We start from the raw sequence: 25,817 nt of genomic DNA on the forward strand, positions 1-25,817 counted from the left end.
GAGCCAACAGACTGCGAAGAGAAGCGTGACCCGCGTGAACGATCAGGCCGCCGAAGATTAAAAAAGAGCTTGACCCAAATGCCCGATTAGAGAAGCAGACTGTTGAGGGCAATCCGTCGCTGACCCGTAGTGAAGCGGACATCGCCAATTTGTGGCGTCTGGATTTATGACTACACGCCCTAATTAATTTTAGTGAGGCGACGGTTTATTGAGGAGAAATAACGGTTTCCGCACAATACAGACAAACGAATCGGGGACCAGTGATATGCGGAATCGCGACATTGAACCTTTGGAACTTCGGGACTTCCTGATCATGGCTGTGTTGCTGGCAGCCGTCTTGTTTGTGCTGTGGGGAACAGTTCTGACTATCGGAAATACCCGGCATACCTTCGAGGTTCAGCCGGTCGTTGCACGCTAGGGTGTGTCGATATTCAAGCCATGACGGCCTGCAAATGGCATTTTTCTACGATCCGGTGCTCATGAACGAGAATGTTCACTGCGCTCCGGTTCTCGAAAACTACCATTTTCGGCTCGCCCTGACCTGAATCTCAACGCACCCTGGAGCAAATTTCTCTATTCAGTGTCAATTCTGTTCCCGGCTAGCGCACAGCAGCGACAATGTGGGCCCTCATCCCGCCCTCGATGACGCCGCTTCCAAATCGCCGCATCAAGGCCTGTGCCACATGTTCTGTGGCGGCCTCAAGACCGGATGGCGACCGTACTTCGATCTCGTTTCGCAGCGGCGTCCCCTGGCAAAGTGCGGTTGCCGCATCGCGCGCAGAACTCGCACGGCTGGTCTTGTCGAGCGTTTCAATGGTGATCGACCTGAAACCCGCGGCCGACAGTTCGTCGCGGATAGTCTTCTGGTCCCAGTAACCATGTGGCGTCCTTGCCATGAAACGAGGCGGGTCGTCCGGAAACATCTCCTCCAGCGCGTTTGTCACCACTTGGGTGAAATCACTGGTGGTCAGCTTGTCCCATACATTGAAAAAATAATGTCCACCGAGCTTCAGAACGCGGTAGGCTTCCTTGTGCCCCTGGACCTTGTCCGGGTAGAACATGACCCCGAATTGACACACTACGATATCGAACATTTGCGGCTCGAAGGGGAGCGCGAGAGCGTCCGCTTGCCGCCAGACGATGCGACTGTCTTCCTGCTGCCTCGAACTTGCACGATCAAGCATCGGCTGGTTGAGGTCCGATGCAACGATCCGCGTTTCGGCGTCGAGCCGGGGAGCCATGGCCCGCGTCAGGACACCGGTGCCGGCTGCGATCTCCAGAACGTTTTGCGGCTTAAACCTGGCCACCCGGTCGGCAAGATCCTGCGCATAGGGCTCAAAGATCATCGGCACAACGAGCCGGTCATAAATTTCCGGGATTGCTCCCGCGAAAATTTTGTCTGTCGCTACCATTGGCTGTCTCCCGCCGTTCTACGCGGCCCGATATCATATGCTTCCGGGAGCCACTGCGGAAGCGCCGCGCTGGATGAACTGACGGCGAAAAATTGACCGGACAGGAACGACGTTCCCTGTCCGGCCAAGGTGCCACTAACCTTTGCCTCAATTGGCCGCATTCACCAAATCGTCCCAGGTCTTGACCTTGTCCTGCCCGTCGAGAAACGGCATGACGGTCTCCGCCAGCTCCGGCGCAAAGAAGATGTCATAATGCGTGCGGTTGGGGATGATGGCGAGGCGGTTCTGCGACATGGTCTCGCGCATCCAGCCTGCATCTCTGAGGCCGCCGCCGAGCAGCTGGTAGAATTTGACTACATGTTCTGGACGGTACATGTCGCTATCGGCAAACACCAGCATCACCGGCATCTTCAGTTTCGCGACATCGGCGGAATAATCGTAGGGCTTGCGCATGAAATCACCCATCGCGTCAAGGAGCCGGGGGAAGTCCTCGGGCTTCGGAGCTACCGCTATGTAGGATTTGTACATGGGCGTCTCCTTCATCATGTCGGCCATGCCCGCACCCACGGCCGCCTGCATCTTGATCATTTCGGGATAGAAGCCGTCCTGCGCATAGCCTGCCGAAACCAGCGCCACGCGATCGACCATTTCGGGGTGCTGTACGGCCAGCCGGAACGCTAAACCGCCGCCGAACGAATAGCCAAGAACGTCGGCCTTGTCGTGGCCAAGCGACTTCAGGATCGCCGCCATGTCGTCACCCATCGCTTCAAGGCTCATCGGACGATTGCCGAGCTCGGTACGGCCATGCCCTTGAAGGTCAACGGCGATAACCTGCCGACCTTCGATGAGGCGCGGCATGATCGGCTGGAACATATCCGTGGAGCCAAGCCCCCCGTGCAGCAGAAGCAGCGGCTTGCCAGCCCCTTCTCCCTGTATTTCATAATAGTAGTTGATACCGCCAGCTTCGACATGCCCGCTTTTTACCGCGGGTGCGGCGTGAACCGACGTGATGGTCAATGCAACCGCCGCAACTGCAAAAAGGCTTGAAAGAATTTTCATGTTCGTCTCCTCGACAATGGGAACTTATGTGGGCCAATGCAGTTAAGACGAACAGTAGCCAGAGCACCCGACAGCCTCTCGAAAATTATTTCGAGCTGGCGAGGTGCTTTCTGGTTCTGGTAGCAGAAACGTGTCTTGACCCCTCGCCGGACACCTACCATGTTCGATGCAGCCTGGACGCTCAGGACAGACCAACTCAAGCCAGCACGCCCCACGTGCGCAGCCAGATGCGGGACACGAACATGATCACCTTCAAGCTCAACGGACAAGAACGGACTTTCGACGGGGATCCCGAGACCCCGTTGCTTTGGGTCATTCGCGATTTCGAGAAACTCACCGGCACGAAATACGGCTGCGGCATTGCCCAGTGCGGCGCTTGCACGGTCCATATGGACGGCACCTCGCGCCGCAGTTGCATCACGCCGATATCAACGGTCGTCGGTTCTGAGGTCGTGACCATCGAAGGCATCGAAGGCAAGGAAGCCGAGGCCATCCACAAAGCCTGGGTGGCAATCGACGTGCCGCAGTGCGGGTACTGTCAATCCGGACAGATCATGTCCGCCGTGGCGCTTCTCCAAACCACCCCGAAGCCCACCGATGAAGATATCGACGGCGCGATGGCAGGCAATATCTGTCGCTGCGCCACCTATCACCGTATCCGGCAGGCGATCCATAACGCCGCCGACACGATGGAGGGCTGAGCCATGACCATTCACAACATCACGGCCACACGTCGCTCGTTCCTCGCAGGTGCAGGGCTCGTTATCGGCTTCACGCTCGCGCCAAAAGTGTTTTCCGCTCAGGCACTCGAAGGTGTCCCGGCTGGCGGCGCGGAAACGCTTTCGCCAATGAACGCCTTCGTCAAGATCGGCGCTGACGACACGGTCACCGTGCTGTCGAAGCATATCGAGTTTGGCCAGGGTCCATTCACCGGGCTCGCAACAATCGTCGCTGAAGAGCTCGATGCGGACTGGAGCCAGATGCGCGCCGTACATTCACCGGCGGACGACAAGGTCTATGCAAACCTTGCCTTTGGGCTCCAAGGCACGGGTGGCTCGACCTCCATTGCCAATTCCTACGAGCAGCTTCGCAAGGCGGGCGCGACAGCCCGCGCCATGCTGGTATCCGCTGCAGCTGCGGAATGGAACGTTCCGGCAAGCGAGATCACGGTTTCGAAAGGCCGTATCAAACATGCCGCCTCCGGCAAGGATAGCGGCTTCGGCGCGCTGGCCGCCAAGGCAGCGACGCAGACCCCTCCCGCCGAACCCACGCTGAAAGACCCGAAGGATTTCGTGCTCATCGGGCAGGAGCTTCCGAAGCTCGATACCTTGAGCAAGACCAACGGCACCGCCGTTTATACGCTCGATATAACTGCCGACAACATGCTCTATGCAGTCGTCGAGCATCCGGCACATTTCGGTGCAACGGTCAAATCCTTTGAGGACAGCGAGGCACGCAAGGTGCCGGGCGTCGTCGATATCAAACAGGTACCGCAAGGCGTCGCTGTCTATGCCGACAACACTTTTGCCGCATTGAAGGGCCGCGCCGCCTTGAAGGTCGAATGGGATCTCACCAAGGCCGAAACCCGGTCGAGTGACCAGTTGACCGCGGACTACACCAAGATGTTCGGAGAAACGGGCATTCAGGCAACGCATAATGGCGATGTCGACAAGGCATTCGGCGGACAGGGCGTGCAATCGCTCGAAGCGACGATGGTTTTTCCGTTCCTCGCGCATGCGCCCATGGAGCCGCTCGATGCGGTGTTCATCAAGAGAGCCGATGGATCGGTCGACGTCTATAACGGCGCGCAATTCCCCGGGATGGACCAGAAAACCGCTGCAAAGGTCTTGAATCTCGATCCTGCGAAAGTCCGGCTGAACACGCAGATCACCGGCGGCAGCTTCGGGCGCAAGGCGCAGTTCGGCTCGCCCTATATGCAGGAGGCCGCGGCTGTTTTCGGCGCAACCGACGGCACGCGTCCGTTGAAGCACATGTGGACGCGCGAGGACGACATTCGCGGCGGCTACTACCGTCCGATGTATGTGCACAAGATGCGCGGCGCGATGGATGCCGATGGCCAGATCGTCGGCTGGGACCAGACAATCGTCGGCCAGTCGATCATGGGCAAGGCTGACCTCGACGAGACTTCGGTCGAAGGCGCTTCGAACCTGCCATACACGATCCCGAACCTGCGGGTGATTGCGCACAATACCAAGCTGGAAGTACCGCCACTCTGGTGGCGCTCGGTCGGGCACACGCATACGGGCTTCGCGGTCGAGACCTTCGTCGATGAATTGCTGCAGAAGGTCGGCAAGGACCCTGTCGAGGGCCGGCTGGCGCTTTTGAGCAAAGAGCCCCGTCATGTGGGAACGCTCAAGAAGGTCGCCGAAATGGCCGATTGGGGTTCGCCGGTGCCTGATGGACGCCAGCGCGGCGTTGCGATCGTCAAGAGCTTCGACAGCTATGTCGCGCAGATCGTCGAGATTTCGCTCGGTGAGGACGGCGCACCCCGCGTGCACAAGGTATGGTGTGCCGTCGATTGCGGCGTTGCGGTCAATCCCAACGTCATCGCGGCACAGATGGAAGGCGGCATTGGCTACGGTCTGGGCGCGGTCCTGTTCGATGCGGTCACGCTTGGAGAAGGCGGCAAGATCGTCCAATCCAACTTCCATGACTACCGGTCATTGCGCATCAACGAGATGCCGGCAATCGAAGTCGCGATCATCCCTTCGACCGAAAAACCGACTGGTGTCGGCGAGCCGGGTGTACCCCCGGTCGGTCCAGCGGTTGCCAACGCGTGGCGACGGCTGACCAATAATCCCGTCCGGCAGCTGCCGATCGTCAACGTGCTTTCGGCTTGAGGGGACGCAGGATGAAACGCAACATCGCTTATATCTCGCTCGCAGTGTGTCTTGCCGTCAATGGCGGGCTTGCCGTCTCGAGTATTTCGCGCGCCCAGGACAAGCCGGTCGTGGCAAAAGAGGAGCTCAAGCCCGCATCGTCTTTCCAATCGATCGCCGATGAAAAGCAGCGTTCCGTTGCGCTTTTCGAGGAGGCCGGCAAGGTCATCGAGCATCCGCGCTGTGTCAATTGCCATCCGGCAACTGACAGGCCGCTGCAGGATATTTCCATGCATCCGCACCAGCCCCCGGTTTCGCGCGGTGAAGGCGGCATGGGCATGCCCGGAATGCAGTGCAACACCTGTCACGGAGCCGAGAATGTGAAAGTGATCGGGCAAGCCGAGACGATCAAGAGCATTCCCGGCAATCCGAACTGGCATCTAGCGCCCATCGAAATGGCCTGGGAGGGCAAGTCTCTCGGCGCCATCTGCAACCAGATCAAGGATCCACAGCGCAATGGCGGCAAGAACCTGGACGAGATCGTCGAGCATATGGCGCATGACGACCTCGTCGGCTGGGGCTGGCATCCGGGCGATGGCAGGGAGCCTGTACCCGGAACGCAGGAAGCCTTCGGCGAACTGATCAAGGCTTGGGTCGCGACCGGCGCCGCCTGCCCTTCATAAGGAAATAACGGGATCGTCAGCTTCTGCTGGCGATCTCGGCTCCCAGGCGCAAGGTTTCGCGTATCAACAGGTCGAGATCGCCTTGGCGTGTGCGATGATTGTTGATTGCGACGCGCAGGCAATGCTCGCCGTGAACAGTCGTGTCTGAAATGGCAGCGGTCCCTTCTTCCTGCAATCTGAGCATGATCTCGGTGTTAAGTGCCTTGAGCCGTTCGCCGGAAAACCCTTCAGGACGATAGCGATAGCAGACGATGTTTATGTTGGTCGTTGCGACCAGCTCGAGAAGCGGCTCGGCTTCGACGAGACTATTGAGATAGTGGCCCTGCCGGATGTTCTGGTCGATAAGTCGCCCGAATTTCAGAACACCGTGTTCCTTCAGCGACATCCAGACTTTCAGCGCGCGGAAACCGCGAGAGGTTTGCAGCCCGTAGTCATGCAGCCAATTGGCGGATGCGAGGCCGCGCGACGTCATCTCCAGAAATTCCGGCGTCACGGCAAATGTCTCGCGGTGCGCAGCCGCATGGCGGACCAGCGCACAGCCGACTTCGAAGGGCGCATGCAGCCACTTATGCGGATCGAGCGCAACGGAGTCCGCGCGCTCTATGCCTGCAACGCGCCACCTGTTTTCGGGCGCGATGGCGATGAGCGCGCCAATGCAGCCATCGACATGGAACCAGAGCCCCTCCTCCGCTGCCAATGTCGCGAGGCCTTGCAGATCATCGAAGGCGCCGGTGTTGACGGTGCCTGCCGTTCCGATCACGCAGGCGGGCTGAAGTCCCGCCGCACGATCTTCCGCGATTGCCGCGCGCAATGCGGAAAGGTCAATGCGCAACTCATCATCGGTGCCGATGCGCCGGAGCGCGCGGTTTCCGAGGCCGAGCGCCTCCATTGCCTTGCGGTGGCAACTATGGAGCTGATCCGACCCATAGAAACGCAAGGGCTTTTTGATCGCAGCGACGCCCTGCTCGCGCACGTCGATACCAGCCTTGGCGTTCCGCGCCACGGTCAAGCCGATGATATTGGCCATCGAGCCGCCACTGACCAGCGTGCCGCTGGCCGAGGCTGGAAAGCCCAGCATTTCCTTGCACCAGTTGACGACCTGTTGATCCATCAATGCGGCGGCGTGATTGCCGCCGCCAAGGTTAGAGCCCTGAATGGCCGCCAGAAAATCGCCCAAAGCGCCGGTAAAGTTGCTCGTGCCCATGTACCACGACCAGAAACGCGGATGAATGTTGCCCATGGGATAGGACATCACCGTATCCGTTACCTCGCGATAGACGTCGGCAAGCGGTGCCGGTGACTGCGGCAAGGGAGCGTCGAAGGAAGCCCTGACCTCCCCTGGCATGTCCTGCCAGACCGGGCGCTCGCGAACATTGCGCAGGTAACCGATCGCGTCGTCGATGACCTGATGCGACAACGTCTGGACGCCCGCCCAGTCCTCTGGATCGAGCGTTTCTTCGGCATTCCTTGCTACCGGCTTGAGCGATGTGTCCATTTCAGACCTCCGGTCATTCGGCAGCGAACTGGTAGCCGGGGGTCGAGCGCGAAAGCGCCGTTTCCTCGTCATCCATCTCGGCTTCGATCCCTTCGAAGAGCGGCGTCGTCATGTAACGTTCGCCCGTATCGGGAAGCATGCACAGAATCACCGAACCAGCAGGCGCCGTTTCGGCGATGCGATGCGCCACGGCAAAGGTTGCACCGCCGGAAATGCCGGTGAAAATACCCTCTTTTTGCGCCAGCGCCCGTGCCCATTTGATGCCTTCCGGCCCGGGAATTGGCACGACCTGATCATAGAAGCTGTCGTCGATGGCTTCCTGCAGCACGAACGGAATGAAATCCGGCGTCCAGCCCTGGATAGGATGTGGCTCGAAGGCCGGATGGCTGGCAGCCGGCGCGTTGCCCGCGCCGCGTTCCTGCGCCTTGCCGCTACCGAGCAGCTGGGCATTGGCCGGTTCACTGAGAACGATCCGCGTTTCCGGCCGCTCCCGGCGCAAGACACGGCCAACGCCGGCGACAGTGCCGCCGGTTCCGTAGCCGGTCACGAAATAATCGAGCCGCGATCCGGCAAAATCATTGATGATCTCGCGGGCAGTCGTCGCTTCATGGATATCGGCATTGGCTTCGGTTTCGAATTGACGGGCGAGGAACCAGCCGTTCATCTCCGCGAGTTCGACGGCCTTCCGGTACATGCCAAACCCCTTTTGTGCGCGGGGCGTCAGCACGACCTTGGCCCCCAGCATACGCATGAGCTTGCGCCGCTCGATGGAAAAACTGTCCGCCATGGTCACGACCAGCGGATAGCCCTTCTGCGCGCAGACCATGGCAAGGCCTATCCCGGTATTGCCGCTGGTGGCCTCCACGACGGTTTGACCCGGCTTCAGCGTGCCGTTGCGCTCGGCCTCCTCGATGATGTTAAGCGCCAATCTGTCCTTCACCGACGAAGCCGGATTGAAGAATTCAGCCTTCACATAGATTTTGGCATGATCAGGAGCGAGATTGTTGATCCTGATCACCGGTGTATCGCCGACCGTGTCGAGAATGCTGTCGAAGAGGCGCCCGCGCCCATTCGTCGTTCTGATTGTTGCTTGCGTTGTCATGATCCTTTTCCCCTATGGTTGTTTTTTTGCGCAAATTGCGCCAGCCGCACCCGGCACGTACGGCGCCGGATGCAACTTTTCGATTTCCATGATAGAACAAATACGTGGGGGCATCGTGGGAACAAGCGTGGAAACGCACGTGGAATCTGCATTGGTAGCGCTGACCGGCCATGCTGCCGGCGTTTGCGTGCGGATGCTTGGTCCCCTGACAATCGCCCAGAACGGTGTCCCGCTGGAACTTCCCGCGTCACGCAAGGTGCGTGCTCTTTTCGCCTATCTGGCGCTGACGCCGCACGCGGTCGGGCGCAGCCGCCTCTGCGATCTGTTATGGGATGTGCCCAACGATCCGCGCGGCGAACTGCGCTGGAGTCTCAGCAAGCTACGAGGTGTTCTCAACGAACCGGGCCACCAACGAATTGAAACCACCGACGACACGATCCGGCTCGATCTCAGTAGCTGTTTCGTCGATGCCCTTCATATTGCCTCGGCTGCGGAGGAAGGGATCGAGACGCTCGACCTACCGCGGTTGCGGGAGCTTTCCCGGCACTTCGCCGGTGATTTTCTTGAAGGGCTGGAGATCGATCGCAGTCCGCATTTCAATCATTGGTTGATCGCCCAGCGGCGCCGGTTCCGCTCCTGCCACGCTGCCGTGCTTGAACATCTGGCAAAGAAACTGCCGGCAGATTCGGACGAGATTTCATCCATTCTGAATGCATGGGTCGCGCTCGCGCCATTCGACAAGCGCGCGCATCTGGCGTTGCTGGCAACGCTTGCGGAGCGCGGGCAGATAGTGGAATGCGAAGAACACCTTGCAACCGCGGCACGGTTGTTCGAGGCGGAGGGACTGGACTTCACGCCGGTACGGGAGGCATGGCCCGCAATCAAAAGCCGGCGACAGGCCACAACTGCCGAGCACATCTACATTCCCGCCGCTCCGCGCATCGATTTGATTTCACCAACGACCCCGATTGCCGGTGCGGACCATCACGCGTCACTTGCGGTCATGCCGTTTGTACTCGAGACAAGCAGCGAACTGATACGGGGCGGGCTCGCAGACGGCCTTACCCACGACATCATCACGCGCCTGGCCCGGCTGAAAAGCTTTTTTGTGATCGCACGCGGTTCGGTTTTTGTGCTTGCAGAGCGAAATATTGGCCCCGAGGATGCCGGCCGTCGCCTGAACGTGGATTACGTCGCCAGCGGCAGCGTGCGGTATCTGCAAAACCGCATTCTGGTGCGGGCGGAGCTTGTCGAGGTGCGAACCGCGCGTATCGTGTGGGCGGAGGTCTTCGATCACAAGCTCGATGACACATTTCTTGTTCTTGACGAAATCGGCAACAGGATCGTTTCGTCAATCTCCGGCGAAATCGAGGTGGCCGAGCGCAACCGCGCGATCCTCAAATCGCCAAGCTCATTGAACGCCTGGGAGGCCTACCACCGCGGCCTCTGGCACATGTACAGGTTCACGCGGCAGGAGAACGAGCTCGCGCAACACTTTTTCGGGGTGGCGATAAAGCTCGATCCAACCTTTGCCAGAGCGCATGCGGGCCTGTCGTTCACCCATTGGCAGAACGCCTTCCAACGGTGGGGTGACTATGCAAGCGAAACTGATCAGGCATACGCTGCGGCTGGCCAGAGCCTTATTGTCGACGATAACAATCCGGCAGCGCACTGGGCCATGGGCCGGGCTCTTTGGCTGCAGCATCGGCAGGATGAATCGCTTGTCGAGCTTGAAAGAGCTGTCGAACTCAGCCCGAATTTCGCATTAGGTCACTACGCGCTGTCGTTCGTCCAGTCCCAGTCAGGCGATCCGACAGCGGCGATCGGATCGTCCGACCACTCGCGTCATTTGAGCCCCGTCGATCCGCTGTTGTTCGGCATGCTGGGTGTGCGCGCCATGGCCCATGTTCGTCTCGGTCAATTCGAGGAAGCGGCCGAATGGGCGCTTCGAGCAGCAGCGCGGCCCAACGCTCACGCCATCATTCTCTCCGTCGCCGCGCACTGCCTGGCATTGGCCGGGCGGATCGACGAAGCTACGGCCTTTGCCGCTTCCATACGCAAGACACTTCCCCAGTATTGCGTCGAAGATTTTCTTGCGACGTTCCAGTTCACACCCGACACCGAGAATGTCTTCCGGCAGGGAGCCAAACGTATCGGATTGGCTTAGAAAGGTGGACATTCACGTCCTGCCATGACTTGAATTTCAGCATGCCGTCCTTCAGGGTATGACATGAGCCGATTTACGAAATGTCTCGCCCTGATTGTAGTAGCGTGGGTCGGTGCGGCACTTTTGCCGGAGGTATTGAGGGCAGATGACAAAGCCCAACCAAGCGATTTCGGCTTTCCCGTACCCAACCCCGAGCCCGAGCTGCCACAGGGTATAGACGCCTTCAATCCGCCTGCCTTCACTGTAAATCAGTCCGCGCCCGCTATCGCCGAAATGTCGAGAACTGCGGACCATGACGAAATCGTCTCGATGACCGGCGTTGACCTGGATGGAACGACCAGCTTCGACGTCTTTTCGCAAGCGCCGTCCGGGCAGGAAGGATCGGTGATCTCGACCTCGCCGCTGCGTGCAGACGACACGGCGGCGACGGTCTTGTTACCCGAGTCCCTCCCCGCGTGGTCGATGTATCTGATCCGGCCGAAACGCGATGAGGCGGGCGGCAAGGCTTTCGCGATCAACCGGACGGAAAGCTGGTGGCTCGGGCCCGACAATGCTGTTCCAGGAGCAACGATTTCGGTCTATGGGCGCAATCTGGCGAAGTCCAACGGCACATCGGAATCGTTCATTTATATCAAGCCCGCCAACGGTGTCGGGCGTTATGTGACGTCGGTTTCAATCAATCCCTTCAAGGTGGACTTCAAGGTGCCAAACCTTGCGGCCGGGAGTTACGAAGTTTGGGTCCACAATGGCCATGGCGGCCGTTTCGGCTGGAGCGGTCCGTTGAACCTGGCCATCACCGATCAATCTCCATGGGCCCGGCAGGACCAGAAGATGATCGACGTAAGGAGTTTTGGCGCAAAGGGCGACGGTGCGGCCGACGATACCGCCGCTATCGAGGCGGCACTGACAGCGGCGGCAAGCGTTGCCCCCGCGACCATATATTTTCCGGCCGGAACCTATCTCATCGGTTCGGTGCTCAGAGCGCCGGATAACGTGCACTGGCTCGGCGACGGCATGGATGCGACCGAGATCAGACTCGGCAAAAAGGTTTCCGGCAGCATGGTTGTCGATGCGAACCGCAATGCGCAGTTCGAAAAACTGACGCTCAATGCCGATGGCAATACCGGTTCCAAGCCGCTGCTGTGGATACCCGGTGTCGAGAATCTGCGCCTGCAAGCCATGCGGCTGAAAGCCTGGGGCGCACCGGCTCTCGAAGCGCACGACGCATCGGGCCTCTATATCGACAGCTCCGAGCTGATCGAGAATGGATCGTTCTACGGCAACAGCCGCCAGATATTCATGACCAACAATCGCTTTCGCATGACTGGTTACGGGGAGTCCGTGGTTGCGCTTTGGGGCGGACGCGAGTTTTCGATGGTGGGTAACGATCTCGCCAATGCTGACGAGAACCGCGACGACGGCCACGGCATCGGCCGGTTCTTTGTTGCCCAAGGCCACGCCGGCAGCATGGAAAACATGTATTGGGGTGACAACGTCTCGCATCAGGCCGCCCCGCATAATTGCAACAAGGTCGACTGCAATAAAGGTGAACAAATATGTTTCGAGATGGTCGGCAGCGACCTGAAGGACGGATTCAAGGCAGCCACCGCGAACACGGTCAACTTCTCGTCGCTCGCGGCCTCCGACAAGGCCGGGGGGCAGGATCTGGTTATCGTCGGCGGCAGAGGCGCGGGCCAGCATCGGCGTATCGTGTCGGTCAACGACAACACGGCGACCCTGGACAAGGCCTGGAATGTCGTACCGGATAGCTCGAGCCGGTTTGCCCTTGCGGCGGCGGCTTCACAGATGGCCATCTACAACAACACTTTCCAGGGCCGTCCAAGCTATTTCAAGCATGATTCCGATTCCACCGCCGTCCTGCTCTACGGCAATGTCTATGATGCCGTTGTGGACCGGAACAATATCTCGCAAATGCGCCATGGCATGATGACTGTTGCCTTGAGCTCGGCCAACGGCCTCAGCCCGTATTTCCTGCAATATTCCAACAATACGGTCAGCGACAGCAATAGCGGGCTTTATGTCGGCACGACCTTTACCGACTCAGGCGTTGCGGGTGTCTGGGGCGGTCTTGGCAATGTCTACCGCAACAACACCTTCAACAGGCTCGCGCATATCGGCGTCGAATTTGAATCCTGGGGCTATAATGGAGCGGACTACAACGGAACGGTTTTTGAAGGCAACCGGTTCACCAATCTGAAATTCGGCTTCATCGACGCTTTTCAACTCATGTGGACGTACACCGGAAGCTTCAAAGCGCCGCCGCTCTACAGTTCACGCAAATACAACACGATCCTCTACAAGAACGTCTTCGAACGAGGATCGGCATTGGGACCGGGCAGCGTCGGATTCAAGACACTGCAACCGAAGAACACATGGTTGAACATCGGCACGACATGGAGCGGCTTCGAGTCGGGCAACAAGGGCCCGGCCAACAAGTAAGTCAGGCGAGGCAGATGCACAGTCCAGATCCACTTTGCATGGCTCGGCGATTTGTTTGAGTTATGCTACACGGAGACGTCAAAATTTTGCGGGGAACAATGAAACTAGGTTTTGTAGGAACGGGTGCCATAACCGACGCCGTCATCACGGGCTTTATGAAATCAAGGTCCGATATCGATTCTATCGTCGTCTCCCCTCGCAGTCAGGACATTGCAGCACGATTGGCAGAAATGTTTCCGAGGGTGCGCGTGGGGAGTGATAACCAGGATGTCGTGGACAGCGCCGACATCGTGTTTCTCGCGGTAAGGCCGCAAATCGCCGAGGAAGTGGTAAAAGAGCTCAAATTCCGCGAGCACCAACAGGTGGTGAGCTTTATTGCCGCTGTCCCGATCGAGTCCCTCACCAGTTGGATTGGCGTGCCCGTAACCATTACCAGGACAATTCCCCTGCCATTTGTCGCTGAATTGCGCGGAGCAACGGCAATCTATCCGCCCAATGATCAGATTGCCGCCTTATTCTCTTCGCTTGGCGCTTCAGTGCCGGCAGAAGACCTCAAGCAATACAATCTTTTCAGCGCGGCGAGCTCGCTGATGGCCACATATTTCGGCCTGCTGGAAACAAGCGCCCGTTGGCTCGAAGCCGAGGGCATGCCTTACGATCAGGCGAGTATTTTTTTAAAACGGCTGTTCGGCGGTCTGTCCCATGCAACGGACGCATCTAACGAACAATCGTTCGAGGCGATGGCCTCTAAATTTTCGACAAAGGGCGGTCTGAACGAGCAGGTCTTCGCGGAGTTCAAGGAGAATGGTGGAACGAAGGCTTTGACGCTTGCGCTCGAATCCGTGCTCAAGCGTATTGAACAGAGATGATTTGGCTTTGGCCTGCGTGCCGGAGATTGGGGCAGTGTCGGCGCCAAACTTGACCCTGTGCGTCATTCATAGGAAAGTCCAGCGACGAATGCTATGGAGAGGACACAGCATGGCCATCTCACGCAAGGAAGAGCTGCGCGCACTGAACGCGGAAGAGCGCATTTTTGTCGAGAAATCTCATCATCCTGCGCTGCAGGAGATGAATGATGCGGACCTGTCCAGCCTGGTGAAGCTTGCACGTCAACAGCGTGACAAGGCGCAAACGGAGGCTAACCGCCGCCGCCGCGAAATGCGCGGCAAGGCCGACCCGAAGGGCAGCGCAGCCTCGGCGCGGGATGATGGATCTCAGATGAAAGTCGCCGTTCTCGCGATGACAATGCGCCGGCTGAACACTGAGGTGGAGCGACGTCGCCGCCTGTCAGCCAGCATCACACTGGTCGAAAACGCGCGCAATGTGCTGGCATTAAAGCAGCAAGCCGCGACAAGAGGCAATGAGTTCAACACGCGATATGCACATCAAGGCATGCGTGCGAAGCCCAGCACCAAGGTAAACAGTCTTATCCGGCCAATGGAACGCGGGCGGCAGCGTGCGGCTGCACAGGTAGCACAGGCCAAGCGCGACGCACGCTAGCGGCGCTGCCCGCTCGCTTCATGGCGCCCTTGGCGGGCAGACCCTCTGCTAGCCTTGGTGGGAGTTCCAAGAACTGTAACGACGGTTGATGCTTAGCGTGAGTGACGCAAAATCTTTTGCTCAACATGAAGGACGTTATGATGAACCCGGAAACCGCCCTGACCAGCAGTTATTGCTGGCGGTATGGCGGAGAGGAAGGGATTCGAACCCTCGAGACCGTTTAACGGGTCTACTCCCTTAGCAGGGGAGCGCCTTCGACCACTCGGCCACCTCTCCGAGGACGCTGACTAAAGATGAAACCCCATGTTTGCAAGGATTTTGTTCCGTCTAGCCCAAAAATCGGATTACGGAGCATCTAGCCAAGATCAAAATTGCCAAGCGCTGTTCCAGACCAATATGCCGGCCTCATTGGCGGCAGCGACGAAGGCTGTTCTCGCCTCTTCCAGGCTGCCTGTCCCTTCCATTGCATCGAGGCAGGCGCGCCGCGCCCTGGAAAGTTCCTTGCCGCGGTCGACTGGCCAATTCTGGCGAAGGATTTCGGCAGCCTCAGCGACGGAGCTCACGTTCCGCAACTCACCCGTCTCATCAATTTCAATCGTGACAGCAAGAAAATCGAGATTGGTCATGGTGGGTCAACGCACACAAATGGCACCTTGTTCCGCGACATAAAGTTCGACTAAGTGTCTCTAATCAATTCGATTTAGGCGATCCCCTCCTCCTTTTGTCCTGCCGCGGGCGAAGAGATTTCCAGGATTCCTATTAGTTGGAATATTTGTATCATAACCCCGAATCGTTTTCTCCTGGGACGTGGGGGCAAGCATGAAACCCTGCCAATCGGCTGTTATAGCAACGCTCGTTGGAACCGCTTTTTTGGTTCGTCAATCAATCCATCCCTCGCCGCAGAAAAGTGCCCCTTCATATATTTCGCCACAGCGGACCCTTTCCTGAAGCCAGGACAGGCCCCGACACGCAATGATATCACTATTTTGGGCGGGCCATTCGTCGAGGATGCGTTTGGTGGCGCCATCCACGTCTGATACACGAAAGCACATTTTTGCCGGGTATCGTTCAATCTTGTGGGCGCCCGCCCTGCGAGGGTTGGCCATTGATACTACTTGCCGGTATTGTCCGGCAGCATTTGCAGGTAAGGGCCAATCAGAGCATGAAGAAGATTTTTGTTGCGATTGCGATGGCAGCTTTCGCGCTTCGTCCAGCATCAGCCATGAATTCGACCGAGGAGGCAGGCTTGAAGAAGCTCGATCCACAAACCCGGCTGGAACAGCGCTGCGATGTCGAGGCGATGGAGCGCATCCGCAAGGACGAGGAAAAGTTCAACCCGGATAAAGTGCTGGCATATGCCTTCGCCGATCCGACGATGGAAGACCACGCCATCAAGACACGCGGCGCCGCCTTTCGCAGCCGCGGCGAGTGGTATCACCTGAAGTACAAATGCCAAACCAGCGCCGACAACATGAACGTCGTAGGCTTCAAATATAAAATCGGTGATCTCGTGCCGAAAAAGGACTGGAGCCGACACCTGCTCGTTCCTTAGAGTCAAATCGATCCTCTCGACACCACGACGCTGGTTGAATAGCCTGTGCTCCAGTGATGGGGGAAACAGATGCGATTTTCAGTTTTGGCTATTGTATTGGTGGCTGCGATCTTGCCGGCATGCACGACGACGGGCGGCAACACCAGTAAGAGCGCGGTAGTCGCCGACGCAAAAAATCTCGTCATCGTTTCCTATCAGTGTCAGGACGCTCTCGGACGCGAGCCGCACTACTCGGCCATCGAAAGCAGCGAAACCATTCTGAAAGGGCTCGGAAAATCGGCCGATGAGGCGGACAGTTCCGTACGCAGCTGGCTCAGGGCAGTGATCGCTTCGCCAAAGCAACCCGCAGACTATGATGCGAAAACCTGCAAGGAGAGATTGCTGACGCTGGCAGAGAAGGTTCGCGTTGGTTATGAAACACTGAAAGCCGGTGGGTAAATACAGAAAGGCGGTTCCGAAGATCCGCCTTTTTTCATTTCATCCGGGCTAGAAGCGGTGCCGATCGTTACTGGTGGCTTCTTCCGCTGCCGCCCATGTACCCACCACTACCATAGCGATAGTACCTGCGGTTGTGGCTCCAACGCCGATGATCGCGCCGCTCTGCCCAATGACGCCGATGGTAACGGTCTCGACGCCAGTCATGGCGGTCGCGACGCCAGTCACGGCGGGACTTATAATGATGGCGCCTCCAATCTGCCCTGTTGTCGCGCACCTGTTCAACATTTGATGATAGCTGAAGAGTCGCGGGAGATACGGGCGCGGCTTGGGACGTGACCGCGGATGTCAGCAACATTGCCAATCCCAGCATGGCTGCCGAAATGGCATTCAGTATCTTGTGCATGGATCGTCTCCTGTGAGGTGATGCAACCACTAGGTGCGCCTAGTTCGATGAACTTGCAATGAACGACAAAGTTCCAAGCGTCCAGGATCTCGTCCTATGGTAAATGCGCTGCGTCTGGGGACGCCAAGACCATCCCTTCGCATCTGTAAATGCCAGTTGCAAATCTTGAATGGCGAAGTGGGAACGGGCGACCTATGTGATCGTTATAGGGCGTCAACCATTCGGAGAACCCACATGACGATACAAACTGTTCCGCAGGATGTTTACCAACGCCATGAAAGAGAATGGCAGATGCTGCGGGAGGCGATTGCCAAGGCACAAAAGAAGACCGACGAGCCTGCCTACACACACCCCAAGGACAGGCATCCAGACACTTCCAAAGATATTCGTCAGTGATCGTCTGATCGCAGCGCCGCTGCCGTTGCCGCCAATCCGGCAAGGGCAAAGCGTTGAAAATGCTCGACGATCTGTTCCTGGACTTCAGGCTCGCCGGAGTTGAACCCCGGCAGCACCTGGGTAAATATCTGCTTGTTGCCGACGAGCAGCATCGCGAAGGGAGCGATGATATTCAGTGTGCAACGCGTAACGACAGGGTCGTCATGCGGCCTGTCCAAAATCTCCCCTATAATGCCGGTCACGACAAGCTTCTTCGGTAGAATTTCCTGTTTCACAAGGACCGGAAACGCCGATGACGGCGAGAGAATCTCGCGGCTGAGGACACGCAGCGCCCACGACGACGACTCGGGTCCGGTAATCCTGCGAGCGATCAAGCCGATGAGGCTTTTCAGCTTCTCGGTCGGCTCTCCCGGACTCTCAGCAAGCGCAACGAGCTTGTCGTAGGTTAAAAGCCGTCGATGGGCCTCTACAAGCACATCGGCATAGAGACCTTCGATCCCGCCATAGTAGTAGTTGACCGCAGCCGAGTTGCTGCCTGCCCTCTCGGCAATCTCCTTGCCGGTGGCGCGGTCAAACCCCTTCTCGGCAAAAACCTCGCCGGCAGCTTCCAAAATCTGGGCTTTCGTTGTAGCGCCGTCTTCGCGGCGGCCGGGCAGTTTTCGTGGTGTTTTTCGAGCCATGCGATGATTCTATACGAGATTTGAAATTTTTGAAAGCTAAAATTCAAATTCAAATTTGACATATCAATATTTTTCGCGTTATGGTTGAGAGATGAACAAGCCGCTTCGCATCGTCATCATCCTGCTTATCCTCGCCGCGATTGGTGGCGGGGCATGGTGGTATTTACGCAGGCCGGTAGCCAGTGATGCCTTGACGCTTTATGGAAATGTCGACCTGCGGCAGGCAACGCTCGCCTTCAACGGCTCGGAGCGCATTGCCGGTATTCTCGTCGAGGAAGGCGATATCGTCAAAAAAGGCCAGGTTCTGGCCCGACTCGATACCAGCCGGCTGTCGCCGCAGGTGCGGGAGGCCGACGCGACTGTCGCCGCGCAACGGGCCATGGTGATGAAACTCCGCAACGGCAGCCGTCCCGAAGAAATTGCCCAGGCGCGCGCCAACCTTGCATCGGCCAAGGCGGACGCGGCTAATGCCAACATACAACTTGAGAGGCGGGCGGCACTGTCAGTGAACTCCACCATCAGCAAGCAGGAACTCGATACGACAAAGGCTGCTGCGGCCATGGCCGATGCTAAAGTCGACGTTGCGCAAAGCGCGCTCGAACTTGCCATTGCCGGCCCCCGCGCTGAAGAATTGCTGCAGGCCGAAGCGCAACTTCGTGGCAGCGAAGCGCAGCTGGCACTGATACGGCAGGAACTGGACGATGCGGAACTCGTGGCGCCGTTCAACGCGGTAGTACGCTCACGCCTCATGGAGCCGGGCGAAATGGCGGCCCCGACCAAGCCCGTATTCTCGCTGGCGACCATCGGCACGAAATGGGTGCGGGCCTATGTTTCGGAGGTCAATCTTGGGCATGTTCGTTCCGGCATGCGCGCCAAGGTGACATCCGACAGTTTCCCGGATCGCCCGCTTGACGGCTGGGTCGGTTTTATCTCGCCGGTGGCGGAATTCACGCCCAAGACAGTAGAGACGGAAGATCTGCGTTCGAGCCTTGTCTATGAGGTGCGGGTTTTTGTCGAGGACAAGGACGATATGCTCCGGCTCGGCATGCCAGCCACTGTAAGGCTGCTGGCAGATGAGGCGCCAAAGGCCCTGCCCCAAAATGCGGACCGCAAGGCAACACCATGACCGGCACCGCGCCAACTCGGGCAGAATCTGGCCCCGTCACGGCGCGGACCATCCACAAGAGCTTCCGCCGCGATACGGGCGAGACCGTCAAGGCGCTGGAGGGGGTCTCCTTCGAAGCGCGGCAAGGCACGTTGACTGCCTTGGTCGGACCTGACGGCGCGGGCAAAACCACGTTGCTGCGCCTGATTGCCGGGCTGATGGTCGCCGACAGTGGCGAGCTCTCCGTGCTCGGGATCGATGTCGCAGCCGATCCGCAGACAATACAGAACCGCATTGGTTACATGCCGCAGAAATTCGGCCTCTACGAGGATTTGAGCGTTCAGCAGAACCTCGATCTTTACGCCGACCTGCACGGCATCACCACGGAACAGCGCAGAGAGATTTACCCGCGGCTGATGGAAATGACCGACCTCGGGCGTTTCACGCAGCGCCTTGCCGGCAAGCTATCCGGCGGCATGAAGCAGAAACTCGGCCTCGCCTGTACGCTGGTACGTTCGCCGGAGCTCCTCCTGCTCGATGAACCGACGGTTGGCGTCGATCCCCTGTCACGGCGCGAATTGTGGGAGATCGTCACCAAGCTCGTGCACGAGGACAAACTGACGGTCGTCGTCAGCACGTCTTACCTGGATGAGGCAGAACTCTGCGACCACGCCGTCGTCATGCATCAGGGCAAGGTTCTGGCGCAGGGGAAACCCGGCGAAATCACGGAAGAAGCCAGGAACTGCGTATTCATAGCAACGCCGGGGAAAGGCACGAACGCCCGGTCGCTGCAGGCTCGGCTGTTCCGGCAGGACGGCGTTGTCGACGCGGTGCCGGAAGCTGGCAAAGTGCGCGTGGTGAAGCAACCGGACTTCAAGGACGACATCAAAGTTGACGGCAAAGCCATCAAACTTCAGCCGGTCTCCGCCCGTTTCGAAGATGGGTTCATGGTGCTGTTCGGCGCCGTAGCAAGCAAGAGCCGTTCCAGCGAAGTGGAACTGGAGCGACCCAAGACAGCAGCAGGTGATGAGATCTCGGTCGAAGTCCATGATCTGGTGCGCAAGTTCGGCGATTTCACCGCGGTCGATCACGTCAGCTTTCAGGTGAAGCGCGGCGAGATTTACGGGCTGCTCGGCCCGAATGGCGCCGGGAAAAGCACGACGTTTCGCATGTTGTGCGGACTGATGCCGGCAACCAGCGGTACGCTGCGCGTTGCCGGTGCGGACTTGCGCACATCACGTGCCGAAGCGCGGCAGAAACTCGGCTACGTGGCACAGAAGTTTTCGCTTTATGGCGATCTGTCGGTCGACGAAAATCTCGATTTCTTCGCCAGCGCCTATGGTTTGCGCGGACAGAAGAAACGCGACCGCGTCGCCTGGTCGAAAGAGCAGTTCGAACTGGGTGATCTGGCAACGCTACCGAGCGGACAATTACCCGGCGGTTTCAAGCAGCGTCTTGCCATGGCGGCGGCGCTCTTGCACGAGCCAGACATTCTGTTTCTGGACGAGGCGACCAGCGGCGCCGATCCGCTGGCACGGCGCGAGTTCTGGGGGCGCATTACCGCGCTCTCCGAGCAGGGCGTGACTGTGATCGTCACGACGCATTTCATGGAAGAGGCGGAATATTGCGATCGCATCATCATTCTCGATGCGGGGCGTAACCTTGCCGAGGGAACACCTGCCGAAATCCGTGCCCATGCCAAGCCGAAGAACGGCGAAGAACCGAACATGGAAGACGCCTTCATCGCCATCGTCGAGGAGTCCCGGCGAGACAAGAAGGAGGCCGCGTGATGGCCGCACCCTCCGCCCAACACGGCCGCGTGCGCCGTATCCTCGCGCTGGTGCGCAAGGAGAGCTGGCAGGTGGTGCGCGACCCGAGCAGCGTTGCCGTCGGCATCGTCATGCCGATGGTGCTGTTGATCCTGTTCGGTTACGGCTTGTCGTTCGACCTCAAAAACCTCCCCGTTGCGCTGGTCATGGAAGAATCCTCGGCAGAGGCGAGCGCCGCGGTTTCCGGCTTCGAACTGTCGGATTATTTCCAGACGCATCCGGTCAAGACCATGGCGGAGGCGGAGCGGCTGCTGGCGGACAAGACCGTCAGCGGTATCGTGCGCATACCACCGCAATTCGCCCGCGATGTGCAGAACGGGACGGCGGAAATTCAGGTCGTCGTCAATGGCAGTGACGCCAATACAGCCCGCATCGCGATCGGCTATGCGCAAGGCGCGGTCGGCACGTGGCTGGCGCGCGAGGCAGCGCAGGGAATGGTCTTGAATTCCGGCGCATCGATCGACCTGCAGACGCGGCTTTGGTTCAACGAGGCCAATGACAGCACCTATTTTCTGGTGCCGGGGCTGATTGTTCTTGTCATGACGCTGATCGGTGCGCTGCTGACGGCGCTGGTGATGGCGCGGGAATGGGAACGCGGCACATTCGAAGCGCTGTTCGTCACCCCTGCCCGGCCCGGCGAAATCCTGCTCGGCAAGACAGTCCCCTATTTCATCCTCGGTATGCTGGGACTGGCGCTCTCGGTTATCGGCAGTCAGGTGCTTTTCGGCGTGCCCCTGCGCGGATCGCTGTGGATACTGGTCATCGTGTCGATGCTCTATCTGCTGGTGGCGCTCGGTATCGGGCTTTTGATCTCCTCGCTCACCAAGAACCAGTTCATCGCCAGCCAGATCACATTGATCGTCACATTTCTGCCGGCGATGATGCTGTCGGGCTTCATGTTCGACATCAGAAGTATGCCTCTGGTGATCCAGGGCATCACCTACATCTTCCCCGCGCGCTATTTCGTCAGCGTGCTGCAGACATTGTTCCTTGCCGGCGACATCTGGGCCGTTATCCTGCCCAACGCGGCGGTGCTCGCCGTCATGGCAACCCTTCTGATGACTGCGTCCCTTTTCGCCACGCGCAAGAAGCTCGGGTGAGGTGAGACGACCATGAAAGAATCCTTCTTCCGGATAATCGCGCTGATCCGCAAGGAATTGCTGGCGATGTTCAAGGACCCGAAAAGCCGTATCGTGCTGGTGCTGCCGCCTATCCTGCAATGTCTGATCTTTGGCTATGCGGCGAGTTACGATCTCAACAATGTGCCCTATGCGGTTCTCGATCACGATCACAGCGCGGCATCCATAGAGCTGGTTTCGAAACTGGACGGCTCGGGCATTTTCAGCCGTGTTGCGACGTTGCAGCGGACATCCGACATCGATAAATTCATCAATGACGCCCGGGTCTTGCTCGTGGTGGTCATCGACCAGGATTTCGAGAGGCGGCTGATGGCCGGAATGCCGGCCAAATTGCAGATCATCGCCGATGGCCGCAATTCCAACACGGCCGGCACCGCGCAGAGCTATGTGAGCACGATCGCGACGGACTTCACCGCGCAATGGCGTGAGGAGAACGGCCAAGACAGTAATAACGGCGTCAAGGTTACGACCCGCGCCTGGTACAATCCGAGCCTTGAGACGCGGTGGTACATGATCCCGTCATTGATCGGTACGATCACCATGATGATGACGCTGATGCTGACTGCCATGTCGGTCGCGCGCGAACGTGAGGCGGGGACTTTCGACCAGCTTTTAGTCACGCCATTCAGACCGTCCGAGATCATGGTTGGAAAGGCCCTGCCCTCGATGCTGGTCGGTCTCTCGCAGGCAACCACCATATTCCTCGTCGCCCAGCTATGGTTCCAGATTCCCTTCGAAGGTTCTTATTTCATCCTTTATCTGGGGCTGGTGCTCTTCCTGTCGGCAGCTGTCGGCATCGGACTGTTCATCTCGTCACTTGCCGCCAACATGCAGCAGGCAATGATCTACTCGTTCGTGCTGCTGATGCCATTCATGCTGCTATCGGGGCTGACGGCGCCGATCGGCAATATGCCGGAAATCCTGCAGTATCTGACAATGATCAATCCGCTGCGCTATGCGATCAGCATTACGCACCAGGTCTATCTGGAGGGTGCAGGCCTGAGGCAGTTGCTACCGGAAATGCTGGCGCTGGTGGCCATCGCCGCGGTTACCCTGCCATTTTCGGCCTGGCTTTTCCGGAATAGGTTGACGTAAGAATGGAAAGGGGCGACGATGACGCCGCCCCTCCACTTCTATTGTACTATCCGCGGACCGGCTGGCTCCTGACCGGGCGGCGTCCGGTCTTGCGGCCAATTTATGCCTGGTGTCGGTGACATCTTGAATGTCAGCGTGCCACCCGCTGTGATCTCCGAATGCTTGATCCAGTAACGCTGCAGCAGCTTGCCGTTGAGCGTTGCCGATTCGATATATGGCGCGTCCTTGGCGGCAGCACTCGCAGGCCGCTCGGCAATCACTTCAAACGTCTTGCCGTTTTCGAGCTGCAGTTTCGCGCTGGAAAAGAGCGGCGTGCCAATCACATAGGCCGGTATGCCGGGTGTGACCGGATAAAAGCCAAGTGCACTGAATGCATACCAGGCTGACATTTGCCCGGCATCGTCATTGCCGAACAAGCCGTCCGGCGCATCCAGATATTGGGTGCGACGTTGCTCTTCGACGTGTTTCTGGGTCTTGGCTGCGGCTCCCGCATAGTTGAAGAGATAGGCTATGTGGTGGCTTGGCTCATTGCCGTGCCAGTAATATCCCTTGCCCTTGCCGGCAAATAACGCATCGAGCTTGCTGAGGAAGCCCACCTCTCCGTCCTTCTGCAGGCTGATCAGGCCGGGAATATCCTGCGGCACATAGAACATGTACTGGAAGGGACTGCCTTCCGTGATGTAGCTTTGATTTTTGGCGGGGCAGAAACTTTCCGCCTGAATGCAGGCGTTGTCGAGGTTCCCATCCCTCGACCAGGTGCCGTTCTCATAGCGCCCGCGGGCAAAACCGGTGGCCGGATCGAGCACATTGCGGTAGTTCTGGGCGCGTTGGCGAAACATTGCCTCATCTGCTGTCTTACCAAGACTCTTGGCGACTTCCGACAGGACGAAATCATCGTAGGCGTACTCAAGCGTGCGCGATACCTGTTCGTTCTGATGGAAGGCATCCGGCACTTTATCTTCCAGCGGAATGTAGCCGAATTTGAGATAACTGCCGAGCGCCCTGCGGCCCTTTCCATCCTCGTATTCCTCTTTGCCTGGTGTTTGCGTGGCATTCTTGAACATCAGCGCATAGGCCTTGTCGATATCGAATCCCTTGATGCCTTTGAGATGCGCATCGCCAATCATCGAGATGGCATGATCGCCGATCATCGCGCTGGTATAGCTGTTCCAGAGCGGGAAAATCGGCAGGTAGCCGCCCTGCTCACCCTTTATCAGCAATGACCGGACCAGATCGGTGACGCGTTTGGGTTCAGTGATAGTCAGAAACGGATGCAGCGCACGATACGTGTCCCACATGGAATAATCGTCGTAATAGGTGAAGCCGCTCGCGGTTTCATAGGCAGCCCCACCCGCGAAGCGCGGATATTTGCCGCTGACATCGCTGAACATGCGCGGCGCCAGATACATGTGGTAGAGTGACGTATAGAACACGCGCCGGTCCGTCTGGGCGCCATCGACCAGAATCGCATTCAGTACCTTGTTCCACGCTGCTCGGCTGGCCTGCTGTGTCTTGTCGAAATTGAAATCGGGCAGTTCCGCTGCACCATTGGCGCGTGCGCCGTCAATATTGGCAAAGGACATACAAGTGCGTGCCGTAACCGTTTCGCCAGGTTTCAGGTCATCAAACATCACGACCGCTCCGGAGGGCGCAGTCCCTGCGGCGGCCTGTCTGTTGTCAGGAACGAAAGCCTTGCCGGCCCATGTGCCGCCTGTGCGAAACTTGCGGTCAAATGTCACGGCAAACTGGCCGAAAAAGCCGGCCGGCTTGTGCATGCCTGCATAGAAGCGGCCTACCTTGTTGTTGCCCACGACCTCCTGCGTTTCCGCCTCGATCGTGGTCCGACCCGCACCATTCCATAGGGCGGTCAGGCCTGCAGGTATCTGTCTGTCATTGTTGTTCTGGACAGATATCCAGCCTGTACCGCCTTTCAGGAAGCGGAAACGGATCAGGCCGCAGCGCGCCGTCCCCGTCATCGAAACGGAGATATTGCGGTCCGGCAACTCGACTTCATAAAGGTCCGGCCCGGCTTTTTCTTTTTCATGGGAAAATTTCGACGACAGGAGATTCGGCGTCCATTGCTCCCTGGCATCCTGACCGGCGAACAGCTGGATACTGCCATATTCCTGTACTGCCGACCCGCTCAGGAAGTGGCTGGCCCGAAAACCCTGTATCGCTGTGTCCCCATAATAATAAGGTGCCGTGCCCTTGGTCTCTGTCGAGTTGGTTGCGGGAGTCCATTGTGTCATGCCGAAGGGAACGCCGACGGCCGGGTATGTCTGCCCTTTGTCCTCGGAGTGCGAATTGGTTGTGCCCGCTGTGCCGACGAACGGGTTGACGAATTGTGCCAGATCTTCCTGTGGCTGCAGCTTTTCAACCGCCGCTTCCAGCGCGGAGATGCGCGTCTTGAAATCGTCGGTGGCACTCGCGCCAAGCTTGTTGGCGGCGTCGAGCGCCAGCTG

Annotated in this window: 23 protein-coding genes and 1 tRNA gene; 15 read left to right on the top strand and 9 right to left on the bottom strand. The window is 58.4% G+C overall.

From position 1 onward, the window contains the following. The first annotated feature begins 265 nt into the window (after positions 1–265). The gene (locus tag C7476_RS28425) at positions 266–418 is read left to right on the top strand and encodes a hypothetical protein (RefSeq protein WP_181872619.1); all 153 of its coding nucleotides are present in this window, start codon (positions 266–268) and stop codon (positions 416–418) included. 181 nt (positions 419–599) lie between these two features. Here the strand turns inward: C7476_RS28425 and C7476_RS26260 are convergent, their stop codons facing one another. Together C7476_RS26260 and C7476_RS26265 are read right to left on the bottom strand one after the other, a co-directional pair. Beyond that, positions 600–1,412 carry a class I SAM-dependent methyltransferase gene (locus C7476_RS26260; RefSeq protein WP_114432872.1) on the bottom strand — a complete coding sequence of 271 codons (813 nt, stop codon included), beginning with the start codon at positions 1,410–1,412 and terminating at the stop codon, positions 600–602. 147 nt (positions 1,413–1,559) lie between these two features. After that, entirely contained in the window at positions 1,560–2,471 is a 912-nt protein-coding gene (locus C7476_RS26265; protein WP_114432873.1) for an alpha/beta fold hydrolase, read from the bottom strand. Positions 2,472–2,713: 242 nt separating this feature from the next. On the opposite strand from C7476_RS26265, the gene C7476_RS26270 reads away from it, so the two are divergent. From C7476_RS26270 to C7476_RS26280, 3 genes are read left to right on the top strand one after another with little or no spacing between them, the layout of a single operon-like run. Next, complete coding sequence (locus C7476_RS26270) at positions 2,714–3,172, top strand: (2Fe-2S)-binding protein (RefSeq protein WP_114432891.1); 459 nt, start codon at positions 2,714–2,716, stop codon at positions 3,170–3,172. Between the two features lie 3 nt (positions 3,173–3,175). Then, the gene (locus C7476_RS26275; RefSeq protein WP_114432874.1) at positions 3,176–5,332 is read left to right on the top strand and encodes a xanthine dehydrogenase family protein molybdopterin-binding subunit; all 2,157 of its coding nucleotides are present in this window, start codon (positions 3,176–3,178) and stop codon (positions 5,330–5,332) included. An 11-nt stretch (positions 5,333–5,343) separates the two neighbouring features. Continuing rightward, on the top strand, positions 5,344–5,994 hold the full coding sequence (locus C7476_RS26280; RefSeq protein WP_114432875.1) for an Isoquinoline 1-oxidoreductase subunit: 651 nt from the start codon (positions 5,344–5,346) through the stop codon (positions 5,992–5,994). Between the two features lie 16 nt (positions 5,995–6,010). Here C7476_RS26280 and C7476_RS26285 read toward each other — a convergent pair whose 3' ends face one another. Together C7476_RS26285 and C7476_RS26290 are read right to left on the bottom strand one after the other, a co-directional pair. Then, positions 6,011–7,489 (bottom strand): pyridoxal phosphate-dependent decarboxylase family protein, encoded by a 1,479-nt coding sequence (locus tag C7476_RS26285; protein ID WP_114432876.1) that lies wholly within the window; start codon positions 7,487–7,489, stop codon positions 6,011–6,013. A gap of 13 nt (positions 7,490–7,502) precedes the next feature. Further along, entirely contained in the window at positions 7,503–8,591 is a 1,089-nt protein-coding gene (locus C7476_RS26290; RefSeq protein WP_114432877.1) for a PLP-dependent cysteine synthase family protein, read from the bottom strand. An 88-nt stretch (positions 8,592–8,679) separates the two neighbouring features. Between C7476_RS26290 and C7476_RS26295 the strand changes: the two genes are divergently transcribed. The 4 genes from C7476_RS26295 to C7476_RS26310 all read left to right on the top strand — a co-directional run bounded on the left by C7476_RS26295 (position 8,680) and on the right by C7476_RS26310 (position 14,718). Beyond that, complete coding sequence (locus tag C7476_RS26295) at positions 8,680–10,758, top strand: transcriptional regulator (protein ID WP_425374032.1); 2,079 nt, start codon at positions 8,680–8,682, stop codon at positions 10,756–10,758. 63 nt (positions 10,759–10,821) lie between these two features. Continuing rightward, positions 10,822–13,218, top strand: coding sequence for a right-handed parallel beta-helix repeat-containing protein (locus C7476_RS26300; RefSeq protein WP_114432878.1), 2,397 nt, complete (start codon positions 10,822–10,824; stop codon positions 13,216–13,218). A 98-nt stretch (positions 13,219–13,316) separates the two neighbouring features. Beyond that, on the top strand, positions 13,317–14,087 hold the full coding sequence (locus tag C7476_RS26305) for a pyrroline-5-carboxylate reductase (RefSeq protein ID WP_114432879.1): 771 nt from the start codon (positions 13,317–13,319) through the stop codon (positions 14,085–14,087). A gap of 109 nt (positions 14,088–14,196) precedes the next feature. Then, complete coding sequence (locus C7476_RS26310; RefSeq protein ID WP_114432880.1) at positions 14,197–14,718, top strand: hypothetical protein; 522 nt, start codon at positions 14,197–14,199, stop codon at positions 14,716–14,718. A 184-nt stretch (positions 14,719–14,902) separates the two neighbouring features. On the opposite strand, the gene C7476_RS26315 is transcribed toward C7476_RS26310, so the two are convergent. Both C7476_RS26315 and C7476_RS26320 read right to left on the bottom strand, forming a co-directional pair. Beyond that, a tRNA-Ser gene (locus tag C7476_RS26315) sits at positions 14,903–14,994 on the bottom strand. 89 nt (positions 14,995–15,083) lie between these two features. Then, positions 15,084–15,344, bottom strand: a complete 261-nt coding sequence (locus C7476_RS26320; RefSeq protein ID WP_114432881.1) for a DUF982 domain-containing protein — start codon at positions 15,342–15,344, stop codon at positions 15,084–15,086. Between the two features lie 536 nt (positions 15,345–15,880). Here C7476_RS26320 and C7476_RS26330 point away from each other — a divergent pair. Both C7476_RS26330 and C7476_RS26335 read left to right on the top strand, forming a co-directional pair. Further along, complete coding sequence (locus tag C7476_RS26330) at positions 15,881–16,270, top strand: DUF930 domain-containing protein (RefSeq protein ID WP_114432883.1); 390 nt, start codon at positions 15,881–15,883, stop codon at positions 16,268–16,270. A 69-nt stretch (positions 16,271–16,339) separates the two neighbouring features. Next, positions 16,340–16,708, top strand: a complete 369-nt coding sequence (locus C7476_RS26335) for a hypothetical protein (protein WP_114432884.1) — start codon at positions 16,340–16,342, stop codon at positions 16,706–16,708. A 48-nt stretch (positions 16,709–16,756) separates the two neighbouring features. Here the strand turns inward: C7476_RS26335 and C7476_RS28430 are convergent, their stop codons facing one another. Beyond that, positions 16,757–16,933: a hypothetical protein gene (locus C7476_RS28430; RefSeq protein ID WP_181872621.1), complete on the bottom strand. Its 177-nt coding sequence runs from the start codon at positions 16,931–16,933 to the stop codon at positions 16,757–16,759. A gap of 412 nt (positions 16,934–17,345) precedes the next feature. Between C7476_RS28430 and C7476_RS28435 the strand changes: the two genes are divergently transcribed. Continuing rightward, on the top strand, positions 17,346–17,507 hold the full coding sequence (locus C7476_RS28435) for a hypothetical protein (protein WP_181872622.1): 162 nt from the start codon (positions 17,346–17,348) through the stop codon (positions 17,505–17,507). On the opposite strand, the gene C7476_RS26345 is transcribed toward C7476_RS28435, so the two are convergent. Beyond that, a complete protein-coding gene (locus tag C7476_RS26345; protein ID WP_114432886.1) occupies positions 17,501–18,187 on the bottom strand; it encodes a CerR family C-terminal domain-containing protein in 687 nt (228 codons plus the stop codon). The genes C7476_RS28435 and C7476_RS26345 overlap by 7 nt on opposite strands. A 91-nt stretch (positions 18,188–18,278) precedes the next feature. On the opposite strand from C7476_RS26345, the gene C7476_RS26350 reads away from it, so the two are divergent. Genes C7476_RS26350 through C7476_RS26365 form a run of 4 tightly spaced genes read left to right on the top strand, consistent with a single transcriptional unit; the run spans position 18,279 to position 23,355 of the window. Then, positions 18,279–19,313: an HlyD family secretion protein gene (locus C7476_RS26350; RefSeq protein WP_114432887.1), complete on the top strand. Its 1,035-nt coding sequence runs from the start codon at positions 18,279–18,281 to the stop codon at positions 19,311–19,313. Continuing rightward, positions 19,310–21,082 carry an ATP-binding cassette domain-containing protein gene (locus tag C7476_RS26355; protein WP_114432888.1) on the top strand — a complete coding sequence of 591 codons (1,773 nt, stop codon included), beginning with the start codon at positions 19,310–19,312 and terminating at the stop codon, positions 21,080–21,082. Before C7476_RS26350 ends, C7476_RS26355 begins: the two co-directional genes overlap by 4 nt. Beyond that, entirely contained in the window at positions 21,082–22,221 is a 1,140-nt protein-coding gene (locus C7476_RS26360; protein WP_114432889.1) for an ABC transporter permease, read from the top strand. Before C7476_RS26355 ends, C7476_RS26360 begins: the two co-directional genes overlap by 1 nt. Before the next feature lie 12 nt (positions 22,222–22,233). Next, a complete protein-coding gene (locus C7476_RS26365) occupies positions 22,234–23,355 on the top strand; it encodes an ABC transporter permease (protein WP_114432890.1) in 1,122 nt (373 codons plus the stop codon). 38 nt (positions 23,356–23,393) lie between these two features. Here the strand turns inward: C7476_RS26365 and C7476_RS26370 are convergent. Then, positions 23,394–25,817 (bottom strand): GH92 family glycosyl hydrolase (locus C7476_RS26370; RefSeq protein WP_147274745.1); only part of this gene is annotated, 2,424 nt, incomplete at its 5' end.

Origin of the sequence: Phyllobacterium bourgognense, assembly GCF_003337575.1 — a bacterium.
GTDB classification, from domain to species: domain Bacteria; phylum Pseudomonadota; class Alphaproteobacteria; order Rhizobiales; family Rhizobiaceae; genus Phyllobacterium; species Phyllobacterium bourgognense.

Bases quoted from the DNA above. Each gene is read 5' to 3' on its own strand.
- C7476_RS26290 (WP_114432877.1), bottom strand. From the start codon at position 8,591: ATGACAACGCAAGCAACAATCAGAACGACGAATGGGCGCGGGCGCCTC.
- C7476_RS26305 (WP_114432879.1), top strand. From the start codon at position 13,317: ATGAAACTAGGTTTTGTAGGAACGGGTGCCATAACCGACGCCGTCATC.
- C7476_RS26320 (WP_114432881.1), bottom strand. From the start codon at position 15,344: ATGACCAATCTCGATTTTCTTGCTGTCACGATTGAAATTGATGAGACG.
- C7476_RS26280 (WP_114432875.1), top strand. From the start codon at position 5,344: ATGAAACGCAACATCGCTTATATCTCGCTCGCAGTGTGTCTTGCCGTC.
- C7476_RS26365 (WP_114432890.1), top strand. From the start codon at position 22,234: ATGAAAGAATCCTTCTTCCGGATAATCGCGCTGATCCGCAAGGAATTG.
- C7476_RS26330 (WP_114432883.1), top strand. From the start codon at position 15,881: ATGAAGAAGATTTTTGTTGCGATTGCGATGGCAGCTTTCGCGCTTCGT.
- C7476_RS26355 (WP_114432888.1), top strand. From the start codon at position 19,310: ATGACCGGCACCGCGCCAACTCGGGCAGAATCTGGCCCCGTCACGGCG.
- C7476_RS26360 (WP_114432889.1), top strand. From the start codon at position 21,082: ATGGCCGCACCCTCCGCCCAACACGGCCGCGTGCGCCGTATCCTCGCG.
- C7476_RS26270 (WP_114432891.1), top strand. From the start codon at position 2,714: ATGATCACCTTCAAGCTCAACGGACAAGAACGGACTTTCGACGGGGAT.
- C7476_RS26350 (WP_114432887.1), top strand. From the start codon at position 18,279: ATGAACAAGCCGCTTCGCATCGTCATCATCCTGCTTATCCTCGCCGCG.
- C7476_RS26345 (WP_114432886.1), bottom strand. From the start codon at position 18,187: ATGGCTCGAAAAACACCACGAAAACTGCCCGGCCGCCGCGAAGACGGC.
- C7476_RS28425 (WP_181872619.1), top strand. From the start codon at position 266: ATGCGGAATCGCGACATTGAACCTTTGGAACTTCGGGACTTCCTGATC.
- C7476_RS26295 (WP_425374032.1), top strand. From the start codon at position 8,680: ATGATAGAACAAATACGTGGGGGCATCGTGGGAACAAGCGTGGAAACG.
- C7476_RS26275 (WP_114432874.1), top strand. From the start codon at position 3,176: ATGACCATTCACAACATCACGGCCACACGTCGCTCGTTCCTCGCAGGT.
- C7476_RS26300 (WP_114432878.1), top strand. From the start codon at position 10,822: ATGAGCCGATTTACGAAATGTCTCGCCCTGATTGTAGTAGCGTGGGTC.
- C7476_RS26285 (WP_114432876.1), bottom strand. From the start codon at position 7,489: ATGGACACATCGCTCAAGCCGGTAGCAAGGAATGCCGAAGAAACGCTC.
- C7476_RS26310 (WP_114432880.1), top strand. From the start codon at position 14,197: ATGGCCATCTCACGCAAGGAAGAGCTGCGCGCACTGAACGCGGAAGAG.
- C7476_RS26260 (WP_114432872.1), bottom strand. From the start codon at position 1,412: ATGGTAGCGACAGACAAAATTTTCGCGGGAGCAATCCCGGAAATTTAT.
- C7476_RS28435 (WP_181872622.1), top strand. From the start codon at position 17,346: ATGACGATACAAACTGTTCCGCAGGATGTTTACCAACGCCATGAAAGA.
- C7476_RS26265 (WP_114432873.1), bottom strand. From the start codon at position 2,471: ATGAAAATTCTTTCAAGCCTTTTTGCAGTTGCGGCGGTTGCATTGACC.
- C7476_RS26335 (WP_114432884.1), top strand. From the start codon at position 16,340: ATGCGATTTTCAGTTTTGGCTATTGTATTGGTGGCTGCGATCTTGCCG.